Below are 20,643 nucleotides of genomic sequence, written 5' to 3' on the forward strand. Positions count from 1 at the left end.
GGCCACGGGAGGCTCACCGGTCGCCGGCGGCGGGCGCAGCACCGCGGTGGGCGCCTCGATCAGGCCGACCGGCAGCACTCCGTCCGCGTTCCAGGGCGCGTGGCTGATCTGCGCGGAGACGCCGTTGAACTTGGCGGCGGCGTGCGGATGACCGTGGCCGGCCGCGCGGTTGAACCAGGCCGCGGCCGCCCAGTCCTCGTCCTGGCGCTGATGGATCACCGCGAGCTCGTAGGCGGCCTCGGCATGTCCGCACTCGCCGGCCAGCCGGTAGAAGAACATCGCGACGCTTACCTGGGCCGGGGTCGCGCTCTGGTACTCGCGGCCGTAGCGGTAGGCGAGCTCGGCGGCGGCCGCGCACCGGTGCGGATGGTTGAACAGGCCCGGCGCGTCGGCGTGACCGGCGTCGTTGGCCCGGCGCAGCCACTGATGGGCCTCCTCGGGCCAGTCCCGCAGCAGGGCGATGACCGCCAGGCGCATGCAGGCCCGGCCGTCATCGGCGTCGGTCCGCTGCAGCAGCCGGGCACCGGTCCTGCCGTAGATCTCCAGGTGGCGCTGGGTCGGCCCGGACATCGGCGGCGGCGCGCCCGTGGCGGCCTGGGGCCGGGCCGTCCTCCTGCCCGCGGACGGCATGGCGGACGGCGTCGCGTACAGCTCGACCGGCGGCTCGGCATACGGCTCGATTGACGACACGCTCCGCGGCGCGCCGGGCGGCATCGCATACGGCTCGACCGGCGGAATGGTCCGCGGCACGACGGGCGGCCCGGCCTGCGCGGCCGCCTCTGTCCCGGCGGGCGCCGAGCCGGCGGGAGACGGCTGAGGGGTGCGGGCGGCCCGCCACCGGGCGTTCCAGTCCTGGAGGCTGCCCAGCTCCCGGACATCGAGGTGGGTCTGCTCGGCCGCCATATGACAGGCGATCACGAACGAGGCCACCCACGACCAGTCCGGGACCCGTTTCCGCTTGCCGGTCAGGATGTCGTTCGTGGTGCTCTCCGCCAGTTCCCTGCGTCGGCCACCGCCACCATCGACGCGCACCGACAGCCTGCGCAGTTCAGACAGCGTTGGGGAGCCAGCCAGCTCGCACAGCTCGTTGAGCTGCTCGATGAAGGCGCAGCGCGCCGCAACGCGATGTTGTTCAACCATCGCCCCAGCCGGAAATGAGTGATCCACGATCTACATGAGGTAACGGGAGTCATATTCGCATTAACGGATGGTCAAGCGGGCTAGATCGCATATCCCACTTCGTCCGGAATAACGGACAGAAGACCTGGGGTGAGGCGCCGGACGCGGCAGGGCCTGCCCGGATGTTTCCGGATAAGTCCGGATGACATCGGCGAGGAGCCCGGCCGGGGCCGGACGGGATCGGAGGATCCCGGACCCCGTCGGGCGGCACCGGACGCCGGGCCGGTCCCCCGCCATGTGGAAGCGCTCCCGTCCCGCCGGGCGGCCGACCGGCCCGGGGTCGTCCGGAGATGTTTGGAGCGGTGGCGGCGGACCGGCCGCTGCCGCATCGTTGGTGCCTCACCCGACTGCCGACGATGGAGGCGAGAGCCCATGCCGTGCACCGCCGCTGGTCCGCATGCCTTTCTCCGCGCCACCGGCGATCGGCCGGGCCACCCGCCGGCGCCCTGGGTCCACGGCGACGACCAGTTGCTGATCCTCCTGGTGACGACGTGGGCGCTGGCCACCGGGCGGGTCCCGCCCAACCGCCCGGCCGATCAGCTCAGCGAGGCTGAGCTCATCGCGTTCTGGGCAGACGAGCAGACCGCCACCGGCCACCCGCCGGTGCCACCGCAGGAGTGAAACCGATGTTCTCGACGCCCGTGCTCCTTCTCCTCACCGTCACCGTGCTGGTGGCGGCGATCGCCTGCGCGCTCACCCTGGCGGCCGGCGCGCCCTGGCCCACCGCCCTGCTGAGCGCCGGAGCGGCGGGCGGGGCCACCATGGGCATCCTCCCCCGCCTGCTCGACGACCGCCGCGACGGCGACTAGGCGTTCCGTCCGGATCATCGTGCGGAGCGGAGGGGCCCGCCGCCCCGGCCGCCGCGACGCGGGCGGTGACCTCGCCGGCCGGCCGGGACAGCATGCCGCCGGACAGTGCCACGGCGACAGCGCCGCGGGGCCCGGACCGACGGGGGGGGCCGGGGGGGGGGCGCCCCCCACGCCACGGTCTCAGACCCGGAGCGTGAGGACGTGCTCGACCAAGGTGATCAAGGTCGACTTCACGGCGTCGCGGGACCGGGCGTCGGTCCGGACGACGGGGATGTGCGGGGAGATCGTCAGAGCCTCCCGCACCTCCTCCTCACCGTGGATGTGCGAGCCGCCGAAGCCGTTGAGCGCCACCACGAAGGGCAGCCCGGCCTCCTCGAAGTAGTCGATCGCCGGGAAGCTGTCGGCCAGCCGCCGGGTGTCGACCAGCACGATCGCGCCGATCGCGCCCTTCACGAGGTCGTCCCACATGAACCAGAACCGGTGCTGACCCGGCGTACCGAACAGGTACAGGATCAGATCCCGGTCCAGCGAGACCCGACCGAAGTCCATGGCCACCGTGGTGGTCCGCTTGGTCGGGATGTGCGAGAGGTCGTCGACCTCCGCACTGGCCTCCGTCATGACCGCTTCCGTGGTCAACGGCATGATCTCGGAGACCGCGCCGACGAAGGTCGTCTTGCCGACACCGAATCCTCCGGCGACAACGATCTTCGTCGACGTCATTCCGGCGTCAGAGCCTGCGAAGCCCACTGAGCACCCTTTCAAGCAAGTTGAGATCCGGCTTTCCGGCATCCAGTGACGGCTGGTGGATCTGCACCAGGCCCTCGGCCGCCATGTCCGCGATCAGGACCCGGGTCACGCCCAGCGGCATCCGCAGCAGAGCTGAGAGCTCCGCCACCGAGCGCACCTGCTGGGACAGCGAGATGATCGCCTGATACTCCGTGGAGAGCGTGCCCGTATCCACGCTCACGAACGTTGCCGAGGAGACCAGCGCCTCGAGTGCGAGCTGCATCCGAGGGGCGGTCCTTCCCCCGGTCACAGCGTACGGGCGGATCAGACGATCTCGCCCGCTCTTGGCCTGAGACGTGTTCGGGGTTTCCTCCCCCGGACCACGCCAACCTGGTGCGTCCATATCACCTCCCTATCGCTGAGCCGACTGCAGCTCGGCCCGGAGCGCGGGCGTGAGCGCCTGGCCGGCCCGCTCTGCCAGCAGTGTCATCTGGTAGGCCACCAGGCCCATGTCACAGTCCGGCGAGGCCAGTACGGCGAGCGCGGAACCATCGCTGATCGACATGGTCAGCAGGAGACCCCGCTGCATCTCGATCACGGTCTGGGCGACGGGGCCGCCCTCGAACACCCGGGAGGCCCCCTGGGTCAGGCTGATCAGGCCGGCCGTGATCGCGGCGAGCTGGTCGGCGCGGTCCTTCGGAAAGCCCTGGGAGTAGGCCAGTGGAAGACCGTCCGCGGAGACGATCACCGCGTGGGCGACTCCCGGCATCTCCTTGACGAACTCGGTGATCAGCCAATTGAAGCCACGTGCGGCCTGACTGAGTTGGTGGTTCACTGCTTCTCTCCCTCGACGGCGTTGGACCGCTCGTTCATCTCAGCGCGGCCCTGCCGTACGCCTTGCTGGAAACTGGACAGACGACTGCGCACTCGTTCCGCCGAGATCGGGGGCATCGGCGGTGGCGGCGTCGCCGGCGCCGCGGAGGCGGATCCGGGGACGAGGTTCGCCTTGGGCACCCGCTTGGGCAGACCGGCGCCGGTCGTGCCGCCCTCCACGGGCTTCTTGGCCACCTCGGCCGCGGCCCAGCCTTGGTCGGAGGGGGTGCTCCACGGCTGCCTCTCACCGGACTGCATGCTCTGCCTGGGCTTGCGGACCGGCAGCGGCTGGGCGGCCTCCTGGGCCGGCTGCTCCAGCGGCCGGGGCCTGGGCACGGGCCGCTCCGCCTCGGACCCGACCTCGGACCCGGGCTCGGGCTCGGGTTCGAGCTCGGTGGAGGAGCTGCTGCGGAACCAGTCCGATCCCACCGCCGCGAAGATCGGCAGGAAATCCTCCGACTCCGTCGCCGACACCTCGACCGCGGGAAGGTTCTGGGTGTTGTCGGCCGCTTCCTGCGGCGGCGTCCACGGGTCGACCGGCGGCATCTCCGGCCAGGACGGCGGGAACGACGGCTGCGAGGCCGAGGACGGCGGGAACGACGGCTGCGAGGCCGAGGCCGGCGGCTGCGGCGCCCGGGTCGGCGGCGCGGCCGGGGGCGGCGGCGAGACCGACGTGAAGGGCGACGACCACAGGTCCTCCACCGCGGAGGCGGACATCACCGGCGCCGACCAGATGTCGGCCGCCGGAGCCGTGGACGGCGGGGCGGCGGCCGCCGGGGCCGCGGGCGTCCGGTCAGCCGGCCCGCGTGCCGGGGCGGTGCCGAACGGGTCGGGGTTCGGCCCGGCCGCGAACGGGTCGGAGTTGGAGATGCTGCCGAACGACGACAGGGACGACATGCTCTGACCGGCCATGGCCAGCTCCGGCATCCCGGACTGGGCCACCACCTGCACGGGGAGCAGGACGACGGCGCTGAGGCCACCGACCTCCGGACGGCGGAGCTGGACCCGGATGCCGTGGCGCATGGCCAGGCGGCCGACCACGAACAGGCCCATCCGGCGGGAGACCGACAGGTCCACGGCCGGGGGCTCGGCCAGACGGCGGTTGGCCTCGGCCAGCTCCTCGTCGCTCATGCCGATGCCCGCGTCGGTGACCGCCAGGATGATGGCGCCCGTCTCGTTGCCGTTGCTGCTCACCGTGATCTTGGTGTCCTGCGGCGAGAAGAAGATGGCGTTCTCGACCAGCTCGGCGATCAGGTGGACGATGTCGTTGACGGCCGAGCCGATGATCGAGGTGCCGGCCTCCACCCGGAGGGACACCCGCTCGTAGTTCTCGACCTCCGACAGCGAGGCGCGGACGACGTCGCTCAGCGGGACCGGCTCGCTCCAGCGGCGGCTCTGCTCCTGGCCCGCGAGGACCAGGAGGTTCTCGGAGTTACGGCGCATGCGGGTGGCCAGGTGGTCCAGCTTGAAGAGGCTGGCCAGCCGGTTGTCGTCCTGCTCGCCCTGCTCCAGGTCGTCGATGAGGTCGATCTGGCGTTCCACGAGCGACTGGGTGCGCCGGGAGAGGTTGACGAACATCGCGTTGACGTTGTTCCGCAGCCGGGCCTCGTCGCCCGCCAGCCGGATGGCCTCGCGGTGGACCTCGTCGAAGGCCCGGGCCACTTCCCCGATCTCGTCGCGGGAGAGCACCCCGATGGAGGGCACCTCGACGTTGGGCGCGAGGTCCCCGGACTCCCGCAGCACGCGGACGGTCTCGGGCAGCCGGGTGTCGGCCACTTCGAGCGCCTCGCTGCGCAGCCTGCGCAGCGGCCGGACGAGCGTGCCGGCCACCCAGGCGGTGATCAGCAGGATCAGGATCAGCAGGACGAGGATCGCGGCACCGGAGATGATGGCGCTGCGCTGCTCGTTGCTCTCCATCTCCTGGCTGCGGGCGACGACCGCGGCGGACAGGCCGCGCTCGACGGTCCGCATGCCGTCCACCGTCGCCGAGGAGGTGATGTACCAGTTGTTGATCCCCCGGATCCCCATGGGGGGCAGGGGGAGGAACTCTCGCATGCGGGACATGACCAGGGCGCGCGTGGCGTCGGCCCGGTCGATCCGCTGGCCGCTGACCGCTTCCCGGAAGCGCTTGATGTCGTTCGGGGAGGCGGTCGCCTGGAAGGCGGACAGCTCGCTGAGCTGGCTCTTGTAGGCGCCCAGGAACTCGGCGGGGTCGTCGAAGTCGAACTTGCGCTCCTGCAGGCCGACGAGGAGGATGCCGCGCTGCCTGGCGACCTGCTCCTTGGCCCGGCTCAGCGCGCCCAGCGCGAGCGCGTCACCGATGAGACGCTCGTCACCGCCGCTGCGACCGAGGTCGTCGTGGAGGGTGATGAAGTCGGCGATCATCCGCGAGTAGATGCTGAGGGCCGCACGCGGGAGCACCCCCTGCTCCATGGGCCTGCGCAGACCGGGCAGACCCTTCAGCCAGCGGTTCACCTGGGAGGTCTCGATGACGACCCGGGCCGCCTCCCCGCGGTCGAGGCCCTCGATCGACTTCTGCACCTGCGCGCTGACCTGGTCGACCACTTCACGCTGCTGCTTGACCTTGGTGAGCCGGGCGGGACGGCGCCTGTCGGCGATGTACCAGGCGGTGAGGTCACGTTCCTCGGCCATCTCGTGGGAGAGCGTGCCGAGCTGCTCGACGAGCGAGGCGATCTCGCTCATCCTGCGATACTCGCCGGCGCTGGCCAGCGAGCTGGTGAGCTGGAGTCCGGTCAGCGCCACAGCTGCCGCGGTCGGGAGCAGGATCAGCGCGACCAGTCGGGGACGCACGCGCCAGTTCGACGGCAGTAGTCGGCTGCCCACCCCTGACGCGCGGTGGCTCCGGCGGTCTTGTGTCATCACTGGCCTACGTAACCCCTCGCCGGGTGCGGATGCGGCGAAAGCAATTTGAGCACATCCTTTATGTCACTTCGAATGGAGTAAGTGTCGACAAATCCCCACAAAAGGGATATACGGCTCAGAATTTCAGGCCGGCCGGAAGGAGTCTCGCGCCTCGGGAGCCTGGTGTTTGATCATCAGATGACGCGTCACGGAGTACTCCTGGACCGCCTCCTGGCTCATGTCCTTGCCGAATCCACTGCCCTTGACCCCACCGTGCGGCGCCTCGGAGGCGATCGGCAGATGGTCGTTGACCCAGGTCACGCCCACGTCGAGGCGGTGCGAGACGCGCAGCGCCCGGGCCACGTCGCTGGACCAGACCGAGGAGGCCAGGCCGTAGGGGGTGTCGTTGGCCAGCCGTACCGCCTCGTCCTCACCGTCGAACGGCAGAGCCACCAACACCGGCCCGAAAAGCTCACCCTGAACGATCTCGCTGTCCTGGCGGGCGCCGGAGATCAGCGTGGGCGGGTAGTGGAAGCCGGGGCCGTCCAGGGGGGCGCCGCCGCACAGGAGCGAGGCGCCCGCGGCGACGGCGCGCTCGACGAACCCGTGCACGCGGGCCCGGTGCCCGGCGGAGATCAGCGGACCGATGTCGGTCGCCCCGTCCCAGGGGTCCCCCGCCTTGATCTTCGCCAGAGTCTCGCGCAGCGCCTCGACCGCCTCGCCGTACACCTCCCGGGCGATGTAGACGCGGGTCGCGGCCGTGCAGTCCTGGCCGGTGTTGTAAGTGGCGCCCATGGCCACTCCCCTGGCCATCTCGGCCAGGTCCGCGTCGCCGAACACCAGCGCCGGCGCCTTGCCGCCGAGCTCCAGGTGGACCCGCTTCAGCGACCCCGCGGCCCCGCGCATGACGGCGCGGCCGGTCTCGGTGGAGCCGGTCACGCTCACCATGTCCACACCCGGATCGGTGACCAGAGCCTCACCCACCTCGGCGTCGCCGAGGACGACCTGGAGCAGGCCCTCGGGCGCCCCCGCCCCGGCGAACAGCTCGGCCAGCCGGAGCGTGGTGCCCGGCGTCTGCGGGGCGGGCTTGATGACCACCGCGTTGCCCGCGGCGAGGGCGGGGCCGATCTTCCAGATGGCCATCACGAGCGGGAAGTTCCACGGGGCGATCGACCCGACGACCCCGACCGGGCGGCGGACCAGCACCGAGGTGTAGCCGGAGCTGAGCACGCCGGCCCCGGTGCCCTCCAGCGAGCGGGCCGCCCCGGCGAAGAAGCGGAGGTTGTCGGCCGCGAACGGCAGCTCGCCGTCGCGGAACACCGCCGCCGGCTTGCCGGTCTCGGCGACCTCCAGCCGGGTCAGCTCCTCGGCGTCGGCCTCGACGAGGTCGGCGAAGCGCAGCATCACCTTGGCCCGCTCGGCCGGGGTGGCCCTGCTCCATTCCTCATACGCCGCGCGCGCCCGCCGTACGGCGGCCGCGACCTCGGGGACCGGGGTGTCGGCCACCTCCCTGAGGAGCTGGCCGTCTGCCGGGTTGATCAACTTGCCCATGGAACTTCCCTCGTAATGGTGGTGCTCAGAGCTTTCAGGCGCCGGCCTGCTCGATCAGGTCGGCGGCCTTGCGCAGGCCGTCGCGGCGGCGGATCTCCTCACCGGCCGCCGCCAGGCGCTCGCGGAGCTCGCCGTCGCCGAGCAGCCTGTCCAGGGCGCCGGTCAGCTCCTCGTCGGTGAAGGTGTAGGTGCCCAGGCGGACGCCGTAGCCGAGCTCGTGGATCCGCTGCGCGTTGTCGTACTGGTCCCAGAACAGGGGCAGCAGGATCATCGGCTTGCCGAAGTGCAGCGCCTCGGTGGTGGTGTTGTTGCCGCCGTGCGTGATGACCAGGTCCGCCATGGGGATGATCTTCGTCTGCGGGACGAACTCGGCACCCCACATGTTGTCGGCGAGCTTGATCTCCTCGTGCAGCGGGCCCTTGGAGACGATGAAGCGGTGGGGGGTGGTGCCCAGCACGTCGATGACCCGCTGCATCAGCGCGACGTCCGCCGAGCCGAGCGAGCCGAGCGAGAAGTAGACCAGCGCGCCGTCCCGCCCGGCCAGCGACGCGGGCAGCTCGAAGCCGCCGTCGGTCTCGCGGACCGAGGAGTCCAGGCGGTGCCAGGACTCGCCCAGCGGCCGGGCGTCGGTGTAGTCGGCGATCTCCGGGAAGACGTAGAGGTTCAGGTCGCCCTCGTGGATGAAGTCCAGCTCCGGCAGCGGCCGGGCGCCCTGGGCGACGACCCACTCGTTGAAGGCGGTCCAGAGCTCGCGGTGGGTCCGATCGTACTCGGCGCGGAAGGGCTCCCACTCGGACCGGTCGTCGGCCGGCAGGCCGGAGAAGACCGGCGCGACGCCCTCGCCACGCACCTCCAGCGGGTTGCAGGAGACGATGCGGACGAACGGCTTGCCGGCCGTGAGCAGTGCCGGGAAGGTGATGACGTTGTCCTCGACGATCACATCCGGCTGGACCCGCTCGATAATCGCCTTCAGCTGAGGCTCGCAGTACTTCACGCCGTCGACGAGCGCCTCCCAGATCGGCTTGGTCACCGTCTCAAGCTGATCCGAGGTCGACTTGCGATATTCCGGCGCGGTGTCCCGGATGAAGTCCTTCCAGAACTGCCCCGGGTCCTGCTCCTCTTCCGACGGCGGCGCGAGATCGACCAGGTCCTCCTCGAATCCGAGAGCCTCCAATTTGCCCTTCCAGGAGGCTTCAGCTGCGAAGACGACCCGGTGGCCGCGCTTGCGAAGAATGTCGCCGATGCCGATGCAGTTGTTCGTCGGCCCGTAGGCGCTCTCCGGCATGAACAGGATCGTGAGAGACATCATGCCTCCAAGTGAGAGGAAATTCTGGCTTTGAAGAATGGTTCAATTCTTAGAGCTAGCTAAACCGCCGGAAAACGGTCACTATGGACCCCGGCACAGAGCGTGGTTTTCAACGAGTGGGGGATTATGACGCGCAAGAGCCGGGCGGATCGTCGCCTGGATCTCATTGCAGCCGCACACCGGGCGATCATCCGGCACGGCACTGAGGGAGTGCACCTCAACCACGTCGCCGAGGAGGCCGGTCTGACCTCCGGAGCGGTTCTCTACCACTACCCCAACTTGAGCGAGCTGCTGGTGGACGCCCATCACGCCGGGATGGAACGTTTCTATGAGCAGCGTCTCAAGCGGATCAGCGGCATGCGCGACCCCGCCGACAAGCTCATCGTCGTCGTCCGCTCGGGCCTGCCGCACGGACCGGACGACCCGGACGTGCGGCTGCTCAACGAGCTCGGCGGGGCCGCCGCCCGCAACAGGATGTACGCCCTGCTGCTCACCACGCTCTACGACCGCCAGGTCTCCATGTATCAGAGCGTCCTGGAGACCGGGGCCGCCCTGGGGACCTTCACGCTGTCCGGCGACTCCCTCGTCATCGCGCGCAACCTCGTCGCGCTCGAAGATGCGTACGGTTACCGCATAACGGCCCGCCACCCGGTGATCGGCCCGCAGGAGGCGGCGGAACTGATCCTTTCCTACGCCAGGACCGTCACGAACAACCCGCTCAAGACGTCTCATTGAGGGATCAGCACCCCATCCTCGGCCGCCCAGGTGAGGGCGACCGAGGAGCCCGCCTGGACCTGGGTGGCCCCTTGCGTGGCCACCAGGACCGGCGTCGGGCGACCGTCCACCTGGACCGAGACGTGTGAGATGCCGCCGTAGAAGCTGACGTCCGCGACCTTCCCCCGCAGCACGCCCTCCCCCGCCACCGGGCTCACGGCCGCCTCGGCGCCTCCAGAGCCCTCGACGCCTTCAGAGTCTTCAGCGCCTTCAGAGTCTTCAGCGTCCGCGTCCGCCGCGTCCTCAGCGCTCTCAACGCCTCCAGCGTCCTCGGCGGCCTCAGCGTCCTTGACGTCCTCAGCGCTCTCAACATCTTCAGCATCCGCCGCGCCCTCAGCACTCTCAACGCCTTCAGCGTCCGCCGCTTCCTGGGTGCCTTCCGCGTCTTCGGCGGCCTCGGTGTCCTCAGCAGTCTCAGCGTCCGCGTCCTTGACGTCCTCGGCGCCCTCAGCACTCTCAGCGCTCTCGTCACCCGCCGCGTCCTGGGTGCCCTCCGCGTCTTCGGTGTCGTCGGCGCCCTCAGCAGTCTCAGCGTCCGCGTCCTTGACGTCCTCAGCGCTCTCAACGCCTCCAGCGTCCGCCGCGTCCTCGATGCTCTCGGCGCTCTCGTCACCCGCCGCGTCCTGGGTGCCCTCCGCGTCTTCGGCGGCTTCGGCGCGCTCGGCGCCTTCTGCACCCTCGGTGCCTTCGGCGTCTTCGGTGTCGTCGGCGCTCTCGGCCCCGTCCGCCGTCTCTTCGACGCTCTCACCCTCCGGTGTCGCGTCCTCGGCGGCTGTGTCCTCGGTGACCGCGTCCTCGGCGGCTGTGTCCTCGGTGACCGCGTCCTCGGCGGCTGTGTCCTCGGCCGTCTCGTCCTCGGTGTCCGCCGGGGTCCAGCTGACCAGCCTGAGCCGCTCGGGCCGTACGGCGAGCAGCGCCGGCGCGCCCTCCTCCAGGTCGGACAGGCCGGGCAGGACGCCGAGCGCGTCGCTGGACAGGCCGTCCGCGCACGCCTTGCCCTCGAAGAGGTTGTTGGCGCCCACGAAGTCGGCGACGAACGGCGTGCGGGGCCGCTCGTACAGCGTCACCGGCGCGTCCACCTGCTCCACCTTGCCCGCGCTGAAGACCGCGATCCGGTCGGCCAGCGACATGGCCTCCTCCTGGTCGTGGGTGACCACGACGAAGGTGATGCCGACCTCGTGCTGGAGCCGCTTGAGCTCAAGCTGCATCTCGGCGCGGACCTTCTTGTCCAGCGCGGACAGCGGCTCGTCCAGCAGCAGCAGCCGCGGCCGCTTCACGATCGCGCGGGCCAGCGCGACACGCTGCCGCTGGCCGCCGGAGAGCTGCTGCGGTCTGCGCTTGGCCATCGCGCTCAGGCCGACCTTCTCCAGGACCTCCTCCACCCGCTCGCGGATCTCGGCCTTGGGCAGCTTCTCCCGCTCCAGGCCGTAGGCGATGTTCTTGGCCACGCTCATGTGCGGGAACAGCGCGTAGGACTGGAACATGAGGTTGACCGGGCGGCGGTGCGCGGCCTGGCTGAGCAGGTCGGCGCCGTCGAGCGTGACGGTGCCCGAGTCGGGGGACTCGAAGCCCGCCAGGATCCGCAGGAGCGTGGTCTTGCCGCAGCCGCTGGGCCCCAGCAGCGCGAAGAACTCCCCCTGCCGGATCTCCAGGGAGATCTCCGACAGCGCCGTGACGTCGCCGAACCGGCGGCTGACACCTGTGATCTGCAGCATTAGGACAGCGACTCCGTCAGTCGGGTCATCCGCTGGGCCACGATCACCACGGTGAAGCTCACGGCCAGCAGCAGGGTCGCCAGCGCGTTGATCTCCGGGGTGACCCCGAAGCGGACCATTGAGTAGATGACGATGGGCAAGGTGGGGGTGGTCGGCGCCGCGGTGAAGAAGGCGATCACGAACTCGTCGATGGAGAGCGTGAACGCCAGCAGGGCCCCCGCCGCGATGCCGGGCATGAGCTGGGGCAGCGTGACGCGGACGAACGTCGTCAGCGGCGTCGCGCCGAGGTCCCTGGACGCCTCCTCCAGGGAGGTGTCGGCGTGGGTGAGCCTGGTGCGGACCACCGCGGTCACGAAGGCCATGCCGAACACCGTGTGGGCCAGCAGCACCGAGTGCAGGCCGAGGGTCATCTTGATCATGGCGTAGAGCACCAGCAGGCCGATGGCCAGCACCAGGTCGGGCAGTACGGCCGGCAGCACGCCGAGCCCGTCCAGCAGCCGCGACCTGGTGTGACGGGCCAGGCCCACCGCCAGCAGGGTGCCGAGCACGGTGGCGAGCGCCGTGGACCCGGCGGCCACGATCAGGGTGTTGACCAGGCCCTCACGGACGGTCTCGTTCCCGGCGAGCTTGCCGTACCACTTCAGGCTCAGGCCCTCGAAGGTGTAGGGCGACTTGCCGGCGTTGAACGACATGACGACGAGCACCACGATGGGCGCGTACAGGAATATGTAGGTCACCCAGAAAGGGACGTACAGCAGACGCGGTCTACGCACGGCGGGAACTCCAGGCCTGCAGGAGCAGCAGGACGATCAGGACGGCGAGGAGGGCGAGCGTGAGGGCGGAGCCGAACGGCCAGTCGCGCGCCTTGAGGAACTGGTCCCGGATCAGGTTCCCGACCATGATCGAGCGGCCCCCGCCGAGCAGCTCGGGGATGACGAAGTTGCCGAAGCTCGGCACGAAGACGAACATGCACCCGGTGACCACGCCCGGCAGGGTCAGCGGCAGCGTCACCGAGGCGAAGGTGCGGGCCGGCCTGGCGCCGAGGTTGGCCGAGGCCTCGCGGAGCTGCGGGTCCAGCTTCTCGATCGCCGCGTAGAGCGGGAGCACCATGAGCGGCAGGTAGGAGTAGATGAGGCCGGTGACGATCGTGCCCTGGTTGTACAGGAACTCGAACGGGCCCAGGCCGAGCTTGCCCAGCGCGGTGTTGACCAGCCCGGGGCCGCTGAGGAGAACGATCCAGGCGTAGATGCGGACCAGGAAGTTCGTCCAGAAGGGCAGCACGATCGCGACCAGCGCGACCGTCTTCCACTTCGCGGGGAGCTGGGCGATCACGTAGGCCGTGGGGTAGCCGACCAGCAGGGCGATCACCGTGGCGGCCGTGGCCAGCTTCAGCGAGTCGAGCACGACGTCGAGGTAGATCGGATCGAGCAGCCGGGTGAAGTTCTCCCCGGTCAGCTCGTAGATGACGCCGCCGAAACGTCCCCTGCGGAAGAACGCGTAGCTGATCACCAGCGCCAGCGGGATCAGCATGAGGATGATCAGATAGGTCAGGCCAGGGCTGAGGAAGATCAGCCTTCCGAGCACACGCGACCGGCGCGACCGCGACTTCGCGGTCGCGCCGGAGACGGTAGAGCTTGTCACTTCGCTGCCTGAACCTCGGTGGCCAGACGGGTGAACTTGGTGGAGTCCTCGCCCAGGTCGATGATCGACTCACCGGCCAGCAGCTGCGACGGGGTCATCTGGAGCGGCGCGTTCTTCTCCACGAGGTCCTTGGGCAGCTTGTCCATGGCGGCCTTGTTCGGGACCTTGTAGAGGATGTTCTCCGCGGCCCAGCCGTGGATCTCCGGGTCCAGGATGAAGTTGATGAACGCGTGCGCGGCTTCCTTGTTCTTGGAGCCCTTCAGCACGACCATCGTGTCCACCCAGAGGTCGCTGCCCTCCTTCGGCACCACGAACTTGATGTTCTTCTCGCTGGTCGGGCACCAGCCGTCCCACGCCTCGGCCATCACGGCCTCGCCGCTCGTGAGGCGCTTGCCGAAGTCGACGTCGTCGTAGCGGAGCAGGTTGGGCTTGGCCTCCAGCAGCTTCGCCTTGACCTTGGCCAGGTCCTCGTCGCTCTTGGTGTTGACCGACAGGCCGAGCGCCTTGACGGCGGGCAGGGCCAGCCAGCGCTCGGTGGTCATCATGGTGACCTTCTTCTTGGCCTCGTCCGGCGGGTTGAGGATGTCGTTCCAGCTCGTCGGCTCGGTCTTCACCAGGTCGCTGCGGTAGCAGATGCCGGTGGTGCCCCAGGTGTAGGGGACGGAGAAGACGTTGCCCTTGTCGTAGGAGAGCTCCTTGGCCTCGGGGTAGAGGTTGGCCAGGTTGGGGATGAGCTCGGGGTGGATCGGCTCCAGCAGGCCGGCCTCGTTGAGGGCCTGGGCATACTGGCCGGAGACGAAGGCCACGTCGAGGCCGGTGTCGGCGCCGGCGGTCAGCTTGCCCATGATGATCTCGTTGGTGTCGTGCAGCGTGACCTTGAGATCGGTCTTGAGTTTGTCCTTGACCCTCTTGGGAAGGTCTTCAGGGGTGTAGCCCGGCCAGACCGAAATGGTGATGCTCTGCTTGGACAGGTCCATGTTCGGGTCGAGCTGGGCGGACGAGGCGCTCGCGGCGGGCGCGGCGGCACTGTCCGTGGACCCTCCGCCGCAGGCCGAGACGGCGAGAGCGAGACCGGCGACCAGGGCGGCGGCCGGAAGACGACGGGTGTACCGGGCACGGGACACGACCGCTACTCCTTCAAATTTCAAGTGTAATTAGGGTAGACCGGCCGTTACGGACACGGCAGACCAAAGCAGGAGTGTTGCAGCCAAGAATAACTTGGGCAAGACTTTGCCGGACATCACCCCAGGGAAGTTTGGTCTGTCTGTTGAATCCGCCTTCAATATGGGATCAGCTCGACACCGTGCCCCGCGCCGGCGACGGGCGGAGTAGCGCGCTGATCGCCGCTCTGAGCTGCGATGTCTCCACACCGTTCACCGTCCGTCGATTCCACCCGCTACCCGGTCCGGCGACACCAGGTTTTTCAACCGATGTTCAACTGTTACCGGTCGACGGCCCCTCTGGGACCCCCGAACGGGGCTTCGACGTGGACCAGACCAACCACTCGGTGGTCGTCGGCGAGAGCGTGGTCGTCAAATGGCTCACCCCGCCGGCTCCGCTCCCCCAGCCGACCCCGGACATGTTCGCCCACCTGACCTCGGTCGGCTTCACCGCCACCGCCACGCCGTACGCCGCCGTGTCCCGCCGCGGCGACGACGGCGGTGAGCTGCTGCTCGCCCTGGTCACCGCCTATCTGCCCGATGCCCGGGACGGCTGGGAGTGGTGCGTGGACGAGGCCGTCGCCGGCGGCACGGACTTCGCCGCCGACCTGGGCGCGCTGGCCGCCGACCTGCACGCCGCGATGGCCACCCCGTCGACGACCTTCCCCGACCCCGTACGGCACGAGCCCGCCGCCCCGCGGGAGGGGACGGGCGCCTGGTCGGCCCGTGCCGGGCAGGCCCTGGAGGAGGCGCTCGCGCTGACCGACGGCGAGGACGGCGAGTGGCTCGCGGCGCACGCCGACGCCCTCCGCGCCGAGCTCGCCCCCCTGGCCTGGGCGGACGCCACCCCGCTGATCCGCATCCACGGCGACCTGCACGTGGGGCAGATGCTCCGCTGGCGGGACGGCTACGCGGTGATCGACTTCGACGGCAACCCGACGGTCACCGGCGCCGACCCCTACCAGCCCGCCGCCCGCGACCTCGCCCAGCTGATCACCAGCCTCGAACACGTCGGGCAGGTCGCCGTCAGGCGCCGCGACGCCCACCCGCTGGTGATCTCCGCGTGGGCCACCGCCGCCCGCGCCGCCCTGGAGTCCGCCTACCTCGCCCGCCTCGCCGGACGCGGCCACGCCACCCTGCTGGACCGTTCCCTGCTGCGCCCGTTCGAGATCGAGCAGGAGTGCAGGGAGCTCATCTACGCCGCCCGCCACCTGCCCCGCTGGCGCTACGCCCCCATGGGCGTCCTGCGGTCCTGGTATCCGTGACCGCCTGGCACCACCCGTGACCGGCCCCGCCCTCCGGCGGCCGTGACCGCTCCCGCCCTCCGGGGCCGGACCCGGTACCGCCCCGGAGCGGAGCCGTGCCGCCGACTGAACCCAAGGCCGGTCCCCGTGCCGCCGACTGAACCCAAGGAGAGAATGTGAACCCCGAGCTGTACCTCGCCGATCTGGAGGCCAAGCCCGCCGCGCTGGCCGGTCTGGCGAGCGCCCTGGAGGCCGGCGACCCGTTCGACGGGATCCCGGCCGGGATCCGGCGGGTGGTCTTCCTCGGCATGGGCAGCTCCCGGTACGCCGCCGGGGTCGCCGCGCTGCGCCTGCGGGCGGCGGGCGTCGACGCGGTGGCCGAGTACGCCTCGGCCTCCGTCTCCTACCCGCCGGGTCCGGACACCCTGGCCGTCGCCGTCTCCGCCACCGGTGGCAGCCGGGAGACCCTCGACGCGGTCGCCCGCCACCGGGGCCGGTCCTACGTGCTGGCGCTGACCAACCGGTCCGGCTCGGCGATCACCGAGGGCGCCGACCTGGTGGTGCCGATGGCGGCGGGCGAGGAGCGCGGCGGCGTGTCCTGCCGGACCTTCCAGCACACCCTCGGCCTGCTCCTGGCCCTGCAGAACCGCCTCACCGCCCCGGGCCGCGCCACCTCCGCCGGCTCCGGCACCGCCCTGGACGTACCCGGCCTGCTCCGACGCTCGGCCGAGGCCACCGCCGACCTGCTGGAGCGCCGGGGCAGGTGGCTGGACCCGGCGATGACCCTGCTCGACGGCCCGGCCGGGGTCTACACGATCGCCCCCGCCGAGCGCCTGTCCTCGGCCGAGCAGTCCGCCCTGATGTTCCGTGAGGGCCCCCGCCGCGCCGCCGACGCCTGCGAGACCGGCGACTGGTCCCACGTGGACGTCTACCTGACCAAGACTCTCGACTACCGCGCCATCCTGTTCCCCGGCTCCCGCTACGACGACCAGGCCATGGACTGGATCCGTCAGCGCGGCTCCACCGTGCTCACCGTCGGCGGCGAGCACCCCGACGCCAGGGCCGCCGTCCGCTATTTCCACGACGACGACCCCGACGTCGCACTGCTCACCGAGACCCTGGTGGCCGAGCTCGTCGCCGCCCACTGGTGGCTGGCCCAGCACTGAGCGCGCTCACAGGCGGTGCAGCCCGCTGAGGACGCGTTCCAGCAGTTGGAGGCCGGGACCGTCCTTGTCGATCCGGGGATGGTGGACCCGGACCAGGCCCTCGGCCTCCATGTCCGCGACCAGGACGCGGGCCACGCCGAGGGGGATGCCGAGGAGGGCGGAGATCTCGGCGACGGAGCGGATCTGCCGGCAGAGCTCGCTGATGTCGCGGTATTCGCGGATGTAGGACAGGCCGAGCTGGGCGGAGGTGGCGGAGGAGACCAGGGCCTCCATGGCGAGCTGGGTCCGCGGGGCGGTCCGGCCGCCGGTGACGGCGTACATCCGGACCAGCGAGCTCTCCTCCTCGGGCGGCTCGCCGTACGGCGACGGCCCGTAACCGGAGGGCTCCCCGTACGGCGGGCCGTACCCGGGCGGCGCCCCCTGCGGCGCCCCATGGCCGGGCGGCCCGCCGTACCGGGGTGGCTCTCCCATCGGGGGACCGTAGCCGGGCGGCTGCCCGCCGTACCGAGGGGGCTCCTCACCCGGCGCCCCGTGGCCGGGCGGCCCGCCGTACCGTAGGGGCTCCCCCGTCGGGGGACCGTAGCCCGGCGGCTGCCCGCCGTACCATGAAGGCTCATCCTGCGGCGGCCCGCCGTACCGGGGTGGTTCCCCTCGCGGTGGGCCGTAGTCGGGGGATCCGCCCGGCGCCGGGCCGTAGCCGTCTCCCGGTCCTGGTCCCGCTCCCTGTCCGCTCTCCTGGTATCCGCCCCACATGGCTCAGCCCTCTCGGTCCGGGAGCTCGTTGCGGGCCTTGCGCACGCCCTCCTGGAAACTCGACATCCGGCTGCGGACCCGCTCCGCCGAGACGGGGGCGGCCGGGGGCGGCTGGACCGGGTCGGGCGGCGGATTCACCGAGCCCGGCACCAGGTTCGCCTTGGGGGTCCGTTTGGGCAGGCCAGAGGTGGTCATCCCGCCGAGCGTGGGAGCGCTCGCGGCCTGGGCGGCCTGCCAGCCGGTGTCGGCGGGGGACGACCAGGCGGCGGGCTCGGCGGGGGCGGGGGCGGAGGCGCCGGGCTCACCTAGCTCACCGGACTCACCGGGCCCGTCCGGCTGCCCGCCGCCGCCGCCGGCGGAGGCGGGGGCGGGGGCGGGGGCGCCGACGCGGAACCAGCCCGACTCCACCGAGGCGAAGATCGGCAGGAAGTCCTCGTCGGAGTCCAGAGCCGAGATCTCCACCTTGGGCAGCGGCCCGGTGGCGTCCGCCTCCGCCGGGCCCGGACGGTGATCGGGCAGGCCGGGCGGGGGCGGGAACCGTCCCTCCTCCCCCGCCGGAGGGCGCGGCCGCTCCGCCGGAGGGCTCCACACGTTCGGGCCGGTCGCCCACCGGGACCTGGTCTGCGGCGGCACGGCCGTCTCCTGCGGGACGGGCGCCGCCAGAAGGGGCACGGCGGCGGGCGAGGCCCCCGTCCGGGCGGGCACGGCACCCGGGACGGGCGGGAACGTCGGGCCCGCCGCGGTCTCGGGCACCCCGGGAAAAGGAGTGTCGGGCCTCGCGGGGAACGGGGAGTCCGGTGGCGCGGCCGGCTGGAGCGCCCCGGGAGGCCGGGGCGGTCCGGCGGGCTGGGACAGGCCGGGCAGGGCGGCGAAGAGCGTCTCGGGGAGGAGGACCATGGCGGTCATGCCGGTGTCCTGGGGGCGGAGCTGGACCCGGATGCCGTGTTTGAGCGCGAGGCGGCCGACCACGAACAGACCCATGCGGCGGGCCACGGAGGCATCGGCCGTCTGGGGGTTGGCCAGGCGCCAGTTCGCCTGGGAGAGCTCCTCGTGCGTCATGCCGATGCCCTGGTCGGTCACCGAGACCATCACGCCGCCCCCGTCGATCCGGCTGCTGGAGACCACGACCTTGCTCGCCCCCGGCGAGAACGAGACCGCGTTCTCCACCAGCTCGGCGAGCAGGTGCACCACGTCGCTCACCGCGGGACCCGTTATGGCGACCTCGGACTGGACCCGGGTCACCACCCGGTCATAGTTCTCCACCTCCGACAGCGAGGCGCGCACGACGTCCATCAGCTCGACCGGCTGCCGCCAGCGCCGCGCCACCTCCTGTCCGGCGAGGACGAGCAGGTTCTCGCTGTTGCGGCGCATGCGGGTGGCGAGGTGGTCCAGCTTGAACAGGTCGGCCAGGCGCTGGTCGTCGCGTTCGCCGCGCTCCAGCCGCTCGACCAGGGTGAGCTGGCGTTCCACGAGCGTCTGGCTCCGGCGGGAGAGGTTGACGAACATCGCGTTGACCGTGTTGCGCAGCTTGGCCTCGTCGCCGGCCAGCCGTACGGCCTCCCGGTGGACCTCGTCGAACGCCCGGGCGACCTCGCCGATCTCGTCGCGGGAGATGACCCCGATCGGCGGCACCTCGGCGGCGGTCCCGTCGTCGCCCACCTCGCGGACCCGCTGGACGTAGGCGGGCAGCCGTTCCCCGGCCACCTCCAGGGCCTCCCGGCGCAGCCGCCGCAACGGCCTGACCAGCGAACGCGCCACCCCCGTGGTGATCAGCAGCACGACCAGCAGCAGTCCGGCGACCGATCCGGCGACCAGCAGGGCACGGCTCTGCTCGGCGTCGCCGAGCTCCTGGCTGCGGGTGACGATGTCCTGGGCGTGCCGCTGCTCGACCTGTCGCATCCGGTCGATCGTGACCGTCGCCGCGTCGTACCACTGCCTGGCGTCGTCGCGCTCGGCCAGGTCCAGCCCCTTCAGCGAGGCCCCGGAGGCCGCGCGGAGCAGGACCAGCTCCCGGAGGAACTCGGCCTGGTCGGCGGTCCGGCCGTTGACGGTCTCGTCGAAGAGCCGGCGCTGCCCGCTGCCGGCCTCGGCGGCGAAGGTCTTGCGCTCGTTGCGCTCGGAGGAGAGCGCGCCGAGGAACTTCTCCATCTGCTCCTGCTCGAACCGGCCGGCGACCAGCACCACCGCCAGCAGCCCCCGCTGGAGCGAGGCGGCCTCCTTGGCGCGGGCGAGCGCGTCCAGGGTCAGCGCCTGGCCGTACAGCACGTCGTCGGCGCTCCCCTTGCCGAGCTCGTCGTGGAGGGAGAGCAGGTCGGCGATCACCAGGGAGTAGGCGTCGATGGCGGCGTCGGGCAGCAGCGCCGACTTCAGGGCCTGCTCCCGCAGCGGCCCGAGGTCGTCCAGCCGGGTGATCACGGTCTCGACCTCGTCCCTCGTCCGGCCGCTCACCGCCTTCCTGAGCAGGGTGCCGCTGTCGCGGACGTGCGCCACGGCGGCGTCCACCGCCTCCATCTGCCTGCCCACGCCCTCCGCCTCGCGCTCGGGGCGGCCGAGGGCGATGAACCAGGCCGTGCGGTCGCGCTCCTCGGCCAGCTCGTGGGTGAGCGCGCCGATGTGGTCGGAGAGCCTGGCCAGATCGTTGACCTGCTGGTAGTCGGCGGCGGCCCGCATGGAGGCGAAGACCTGGACCCCGCCGAGCAGCACCGCCGCCGCGGTGGGGACCAGGATGAGCGCGACCAGCCTGGAGCGCACCCTCCAGTTCCGCAGGCGGAGCCCGCTCCCCGCACCCTGGATGTTGTGTGTACTCACCGACGCTGCCTCTCGGTGGACGAACCCGCTGGCCGAATTTCCCTTGGTTCCCGGTAATTCGAGCACATCTCTACCG

At 71.1% G+C, this 20,643-nt stretch carries 17 protein-coding genes and 1 pseudogene; 5 read left to right on the forward strand and 13 right to left on the reverse strand.

Features of this window, described 5'->3' with window-relative positions:
- Positions 1-1,140, reverse strand: a pseudogene (locus ACWDS7_RS03920) (hypothetical protein); the annotation flags it as partial.
- Between the two features lie 411 nt (positions 1,141-1,551).
- Between ACWDS7_RS03920 and ACWDS7_RS03925 the strand changes: the two are divergent.
- Entirely contained in the window at positions 1,552-1,800 is a 249-nt protein-coding gene (locus ACWDS7_RS03925) for a hypothetical protein (protein WP_306858469.1), read from the forward strand.
- A 5-nt stretch (positions 1,801-1,805) separates the two neighbouring features.
- A complete protein-coding gene (locus ACWDS7_RS03930; protein ID WP_451928003.1) occupies positions 1,806-1,988 on the forward strand; it encodes a hypothetical protein in 183 nt (60 codons plus the stop codon).
- 180 nt (positions 1,989-2,168) lie between these two features.
- Here the strand turns inward: ACWDS7_RS03930 and ACWDS7_RS03935 are convergent, their stop codons facing one another.
- The 6 genes from ACWDS7_RS03935 to ACWDS7_RS03960 form a co-directional block, all read right to left on the reverse strand.
- Positions 2,169-2,708 (reverse strand): GTP-binding protein, encoded by a 540-nt coding sequence (locus ACWDS7_RS03935; RefSeq protein ID WP_012888545.1) that lies wholly within the window; start codon positions 2,706-2,708, stop codon positions 2,169-2,171.
- 7 nt (positions 2,709-2,715) lie between these two features.
- Positions 2,716-2,997 (reverse strand): DUF742 domain-containing protein, encoded by a 282-nt coding sequence (locus ACWDS7_RS03940; RefSeq protein WP_031158898.1) that lies wholly within the window; start codon positions 2,995-2,997, stop codon positions 2,716-2,718.
- A gap of 129 nt (positions 2,998-3,126) precedes the next feature.
- Entirely contained in the window at positions 3,127-3,549 is a 423-nt protein-coding gene (locus tag ACWDS7_RS03945; protein WP_012888544.1) for a roadblock/LC7 domain-containing protein, read from the reverse strand.
- Positions 3,546-6,398 (reverse strand): nitrate- and nitrite sensing domain-containing protein, encoded by a 2,853-nt coding sequence (locus ACWDS7_RS03950; protein ID WP_451928004.1) that lies wholly within the window; start codon positions 6,396-6,398, stop codon positions 3,546-3,548. The genes ACWDS7_RS03945 and ACWDS7_RS03950 overlap by 4 nt, the downstream gene beginning before the upstream one ends.
- 195 nt (positions 6,399-6,593) lie before the next feature.
- Positions 6,594-8,000, reverse strand: a complete 1,407-nt coding sequence (locus ACWDS7_RS03955; RefSeq protein WP_451928005.1) for an aminobutyraldehyde dehydrogenase — start codon at positions 7,998-8,000, stop codon at positions 6,594-6,596.
- Between the two features lie 34 nt (positions 8,001-8,034).
- The gene (locus ACWDS7_RS03960) at positions 8,035-9,309 is read right to left on the reverse strand and encodes a glycosyltransferase (RefSeq protein WP_306856574.1); all 1,275 of its coding nucleotides are present in this window, start codon (positions 9,307-9,309) and stop codon (positions 8,035-8,037) included.
- A gap of 123 nt (positions 9,310-9,432) precedes the next feature.
- Here ACWDS7_RS03960 and ACWDS7_RS03965 point away from each other — a divergent pair, with 123 nt between their 5' ends.
- The gene (locus tag ACWDS7_RS03965; RefSeq protein ID WP_306856573.1) at positions 9,433-10,041 is read left to right on the forward strand and encodes a TetR/AcrR family transcriptional regulator; all 609 of its coding nucleotides are present in this window, start codon (positions 9,433-9,435) and stop codon (positions 10,039-10,041) included.
- Here the strand turns inward: ACWDS7_RS03965 and ACWDS7_RS03970 are convergent.
- From ACWDS7_RS03970 to ACWDS7_RS03985, 4 genes are read right to left on the reverse strand one after another with little or no spacing between them, the layout of a single operon-like run.
- Positions 10,035-11,795: an ATP-binding cassette domain-containing protein gene (locus tag ACWDS7_RS03970; protein ID WP_451928006.1), complete on the reverse strand. Its 1,761-nt coding sequence runs from the start codon at positions 11,793-11,795 to the stop codon at positions 10,035-10,037. The genes ACWDS7_RS03965 and ACWDS7_RS03970 overlap by 7 nt on opposite strands.
- On the reverse strand, positions 11,795-12,568 hold the full coding sequence (locus ACWDS7_RS03975; protein ID WP_306856571.1) for an ABC transporter permease: 774 nt from the start codon (positions 12,566-12,568) through the stop codon (positions 11,795-11,797). Before ACWDS7_RS03975 ends, ACWDS7_RS03970 begins: the two co-directional genes overlap by 1 nt.
- Positions 12,561-13,436 (reverse strand): ABC transporter permease, encoded by an 876-nt coding sequence (locus ACWDS7_RS03980; RefSeq protein ID WP_451928007.1) that lies wholly within the window; start codon positions 13,434-13,436, stop codon positions 12,561-12,563. The genes ACWDS7_RS03975 and ACWDS7_RS03980 overlap by 8 nt, the downstream gene beginning before the upstream one ends.
- Entirely contained in the window at positions 13,433-14,560 is a 1,128-nt protein-coding gene (locus tag ACWDS7_RS03985) for a polyamine ABC transporter substrate-binding protein (protein WP_451928008.1), read from the reverse strand. The genes ACWDS7_RS03980 and ACWDS7_RS03985 overlap by 4 nt, the downstream gene beginning before the upstream one ends.
- A gap of 362 nt (positions 14,561-14,922) precedes the next feature.
- Between ACWDS7_RS03985 and ACWDS7_RS03990 the strand changes: the two genes are divergently transcribed.
- Positions 14,923-15,861 (forward strand): hypothetical protein, encoded by a 939-nt coding sequence (locus ACWDS7_RS03990; RefSeq protein ID WP_451928009.1) that lies wholly within the window; start codon positions 14,923-14,925, stop codon positions 15,859-15,861.
- Positions 15,862-16,016: 155 nt separating this feature from the next.
- The gene (locus ACWDS7_RS03995; protein WP_451928010.1) at positions 16,017-17,006 is read left to right on the forward strand and encodes an SIS domain-containing protein; all 990 of its coding nucleotides are present in this window, start codon (positions 16,017-16,019) and stop codon (positions 17,004-17,006) included.
- A 6-nt stretch (positions 17,007-17,012) separates the two neighbouring features.
- Here the strand turns inward: ACWDS7_RS03995 and ACWDS7_RS04000 are convergent, their stop codons facing one another.
- Together ACWDS7_RS04000 and ACWDS7_RS04005 are read right to left on the reverse strand one after the other, a co-directional pair.
- Positions 17,013-17,477, reverse strand: coding sequence for a DUF742 domain-containing protein (locus ACWDS7_RS04000; RefSeq protein ID WP_451928011.1), 465 nt, complete (start codon positions 17,475-17,477; stop codon positions 17,013-17,015).
- 285 nt (positions 17,478-17,762) lie between these two features.
- Positions 17,763-20,567: a nitrate- and nitrite sensing domain-containing protein gene (locus ACWDS7_RS04005; RefSeq protein ID WP_451928012.1), complete on the reverse strand. Its 2,805-nt coding sequence runs from the start codon at positions 20,565-20,567 to the stop codon at positions 17,763-17,765.
- Positions 20,568-20,643: the final 76 nt, after the last annotated feature.

This window comes from Streptosporangium sp. NPDC003464 (assembly GCF_053588315.1).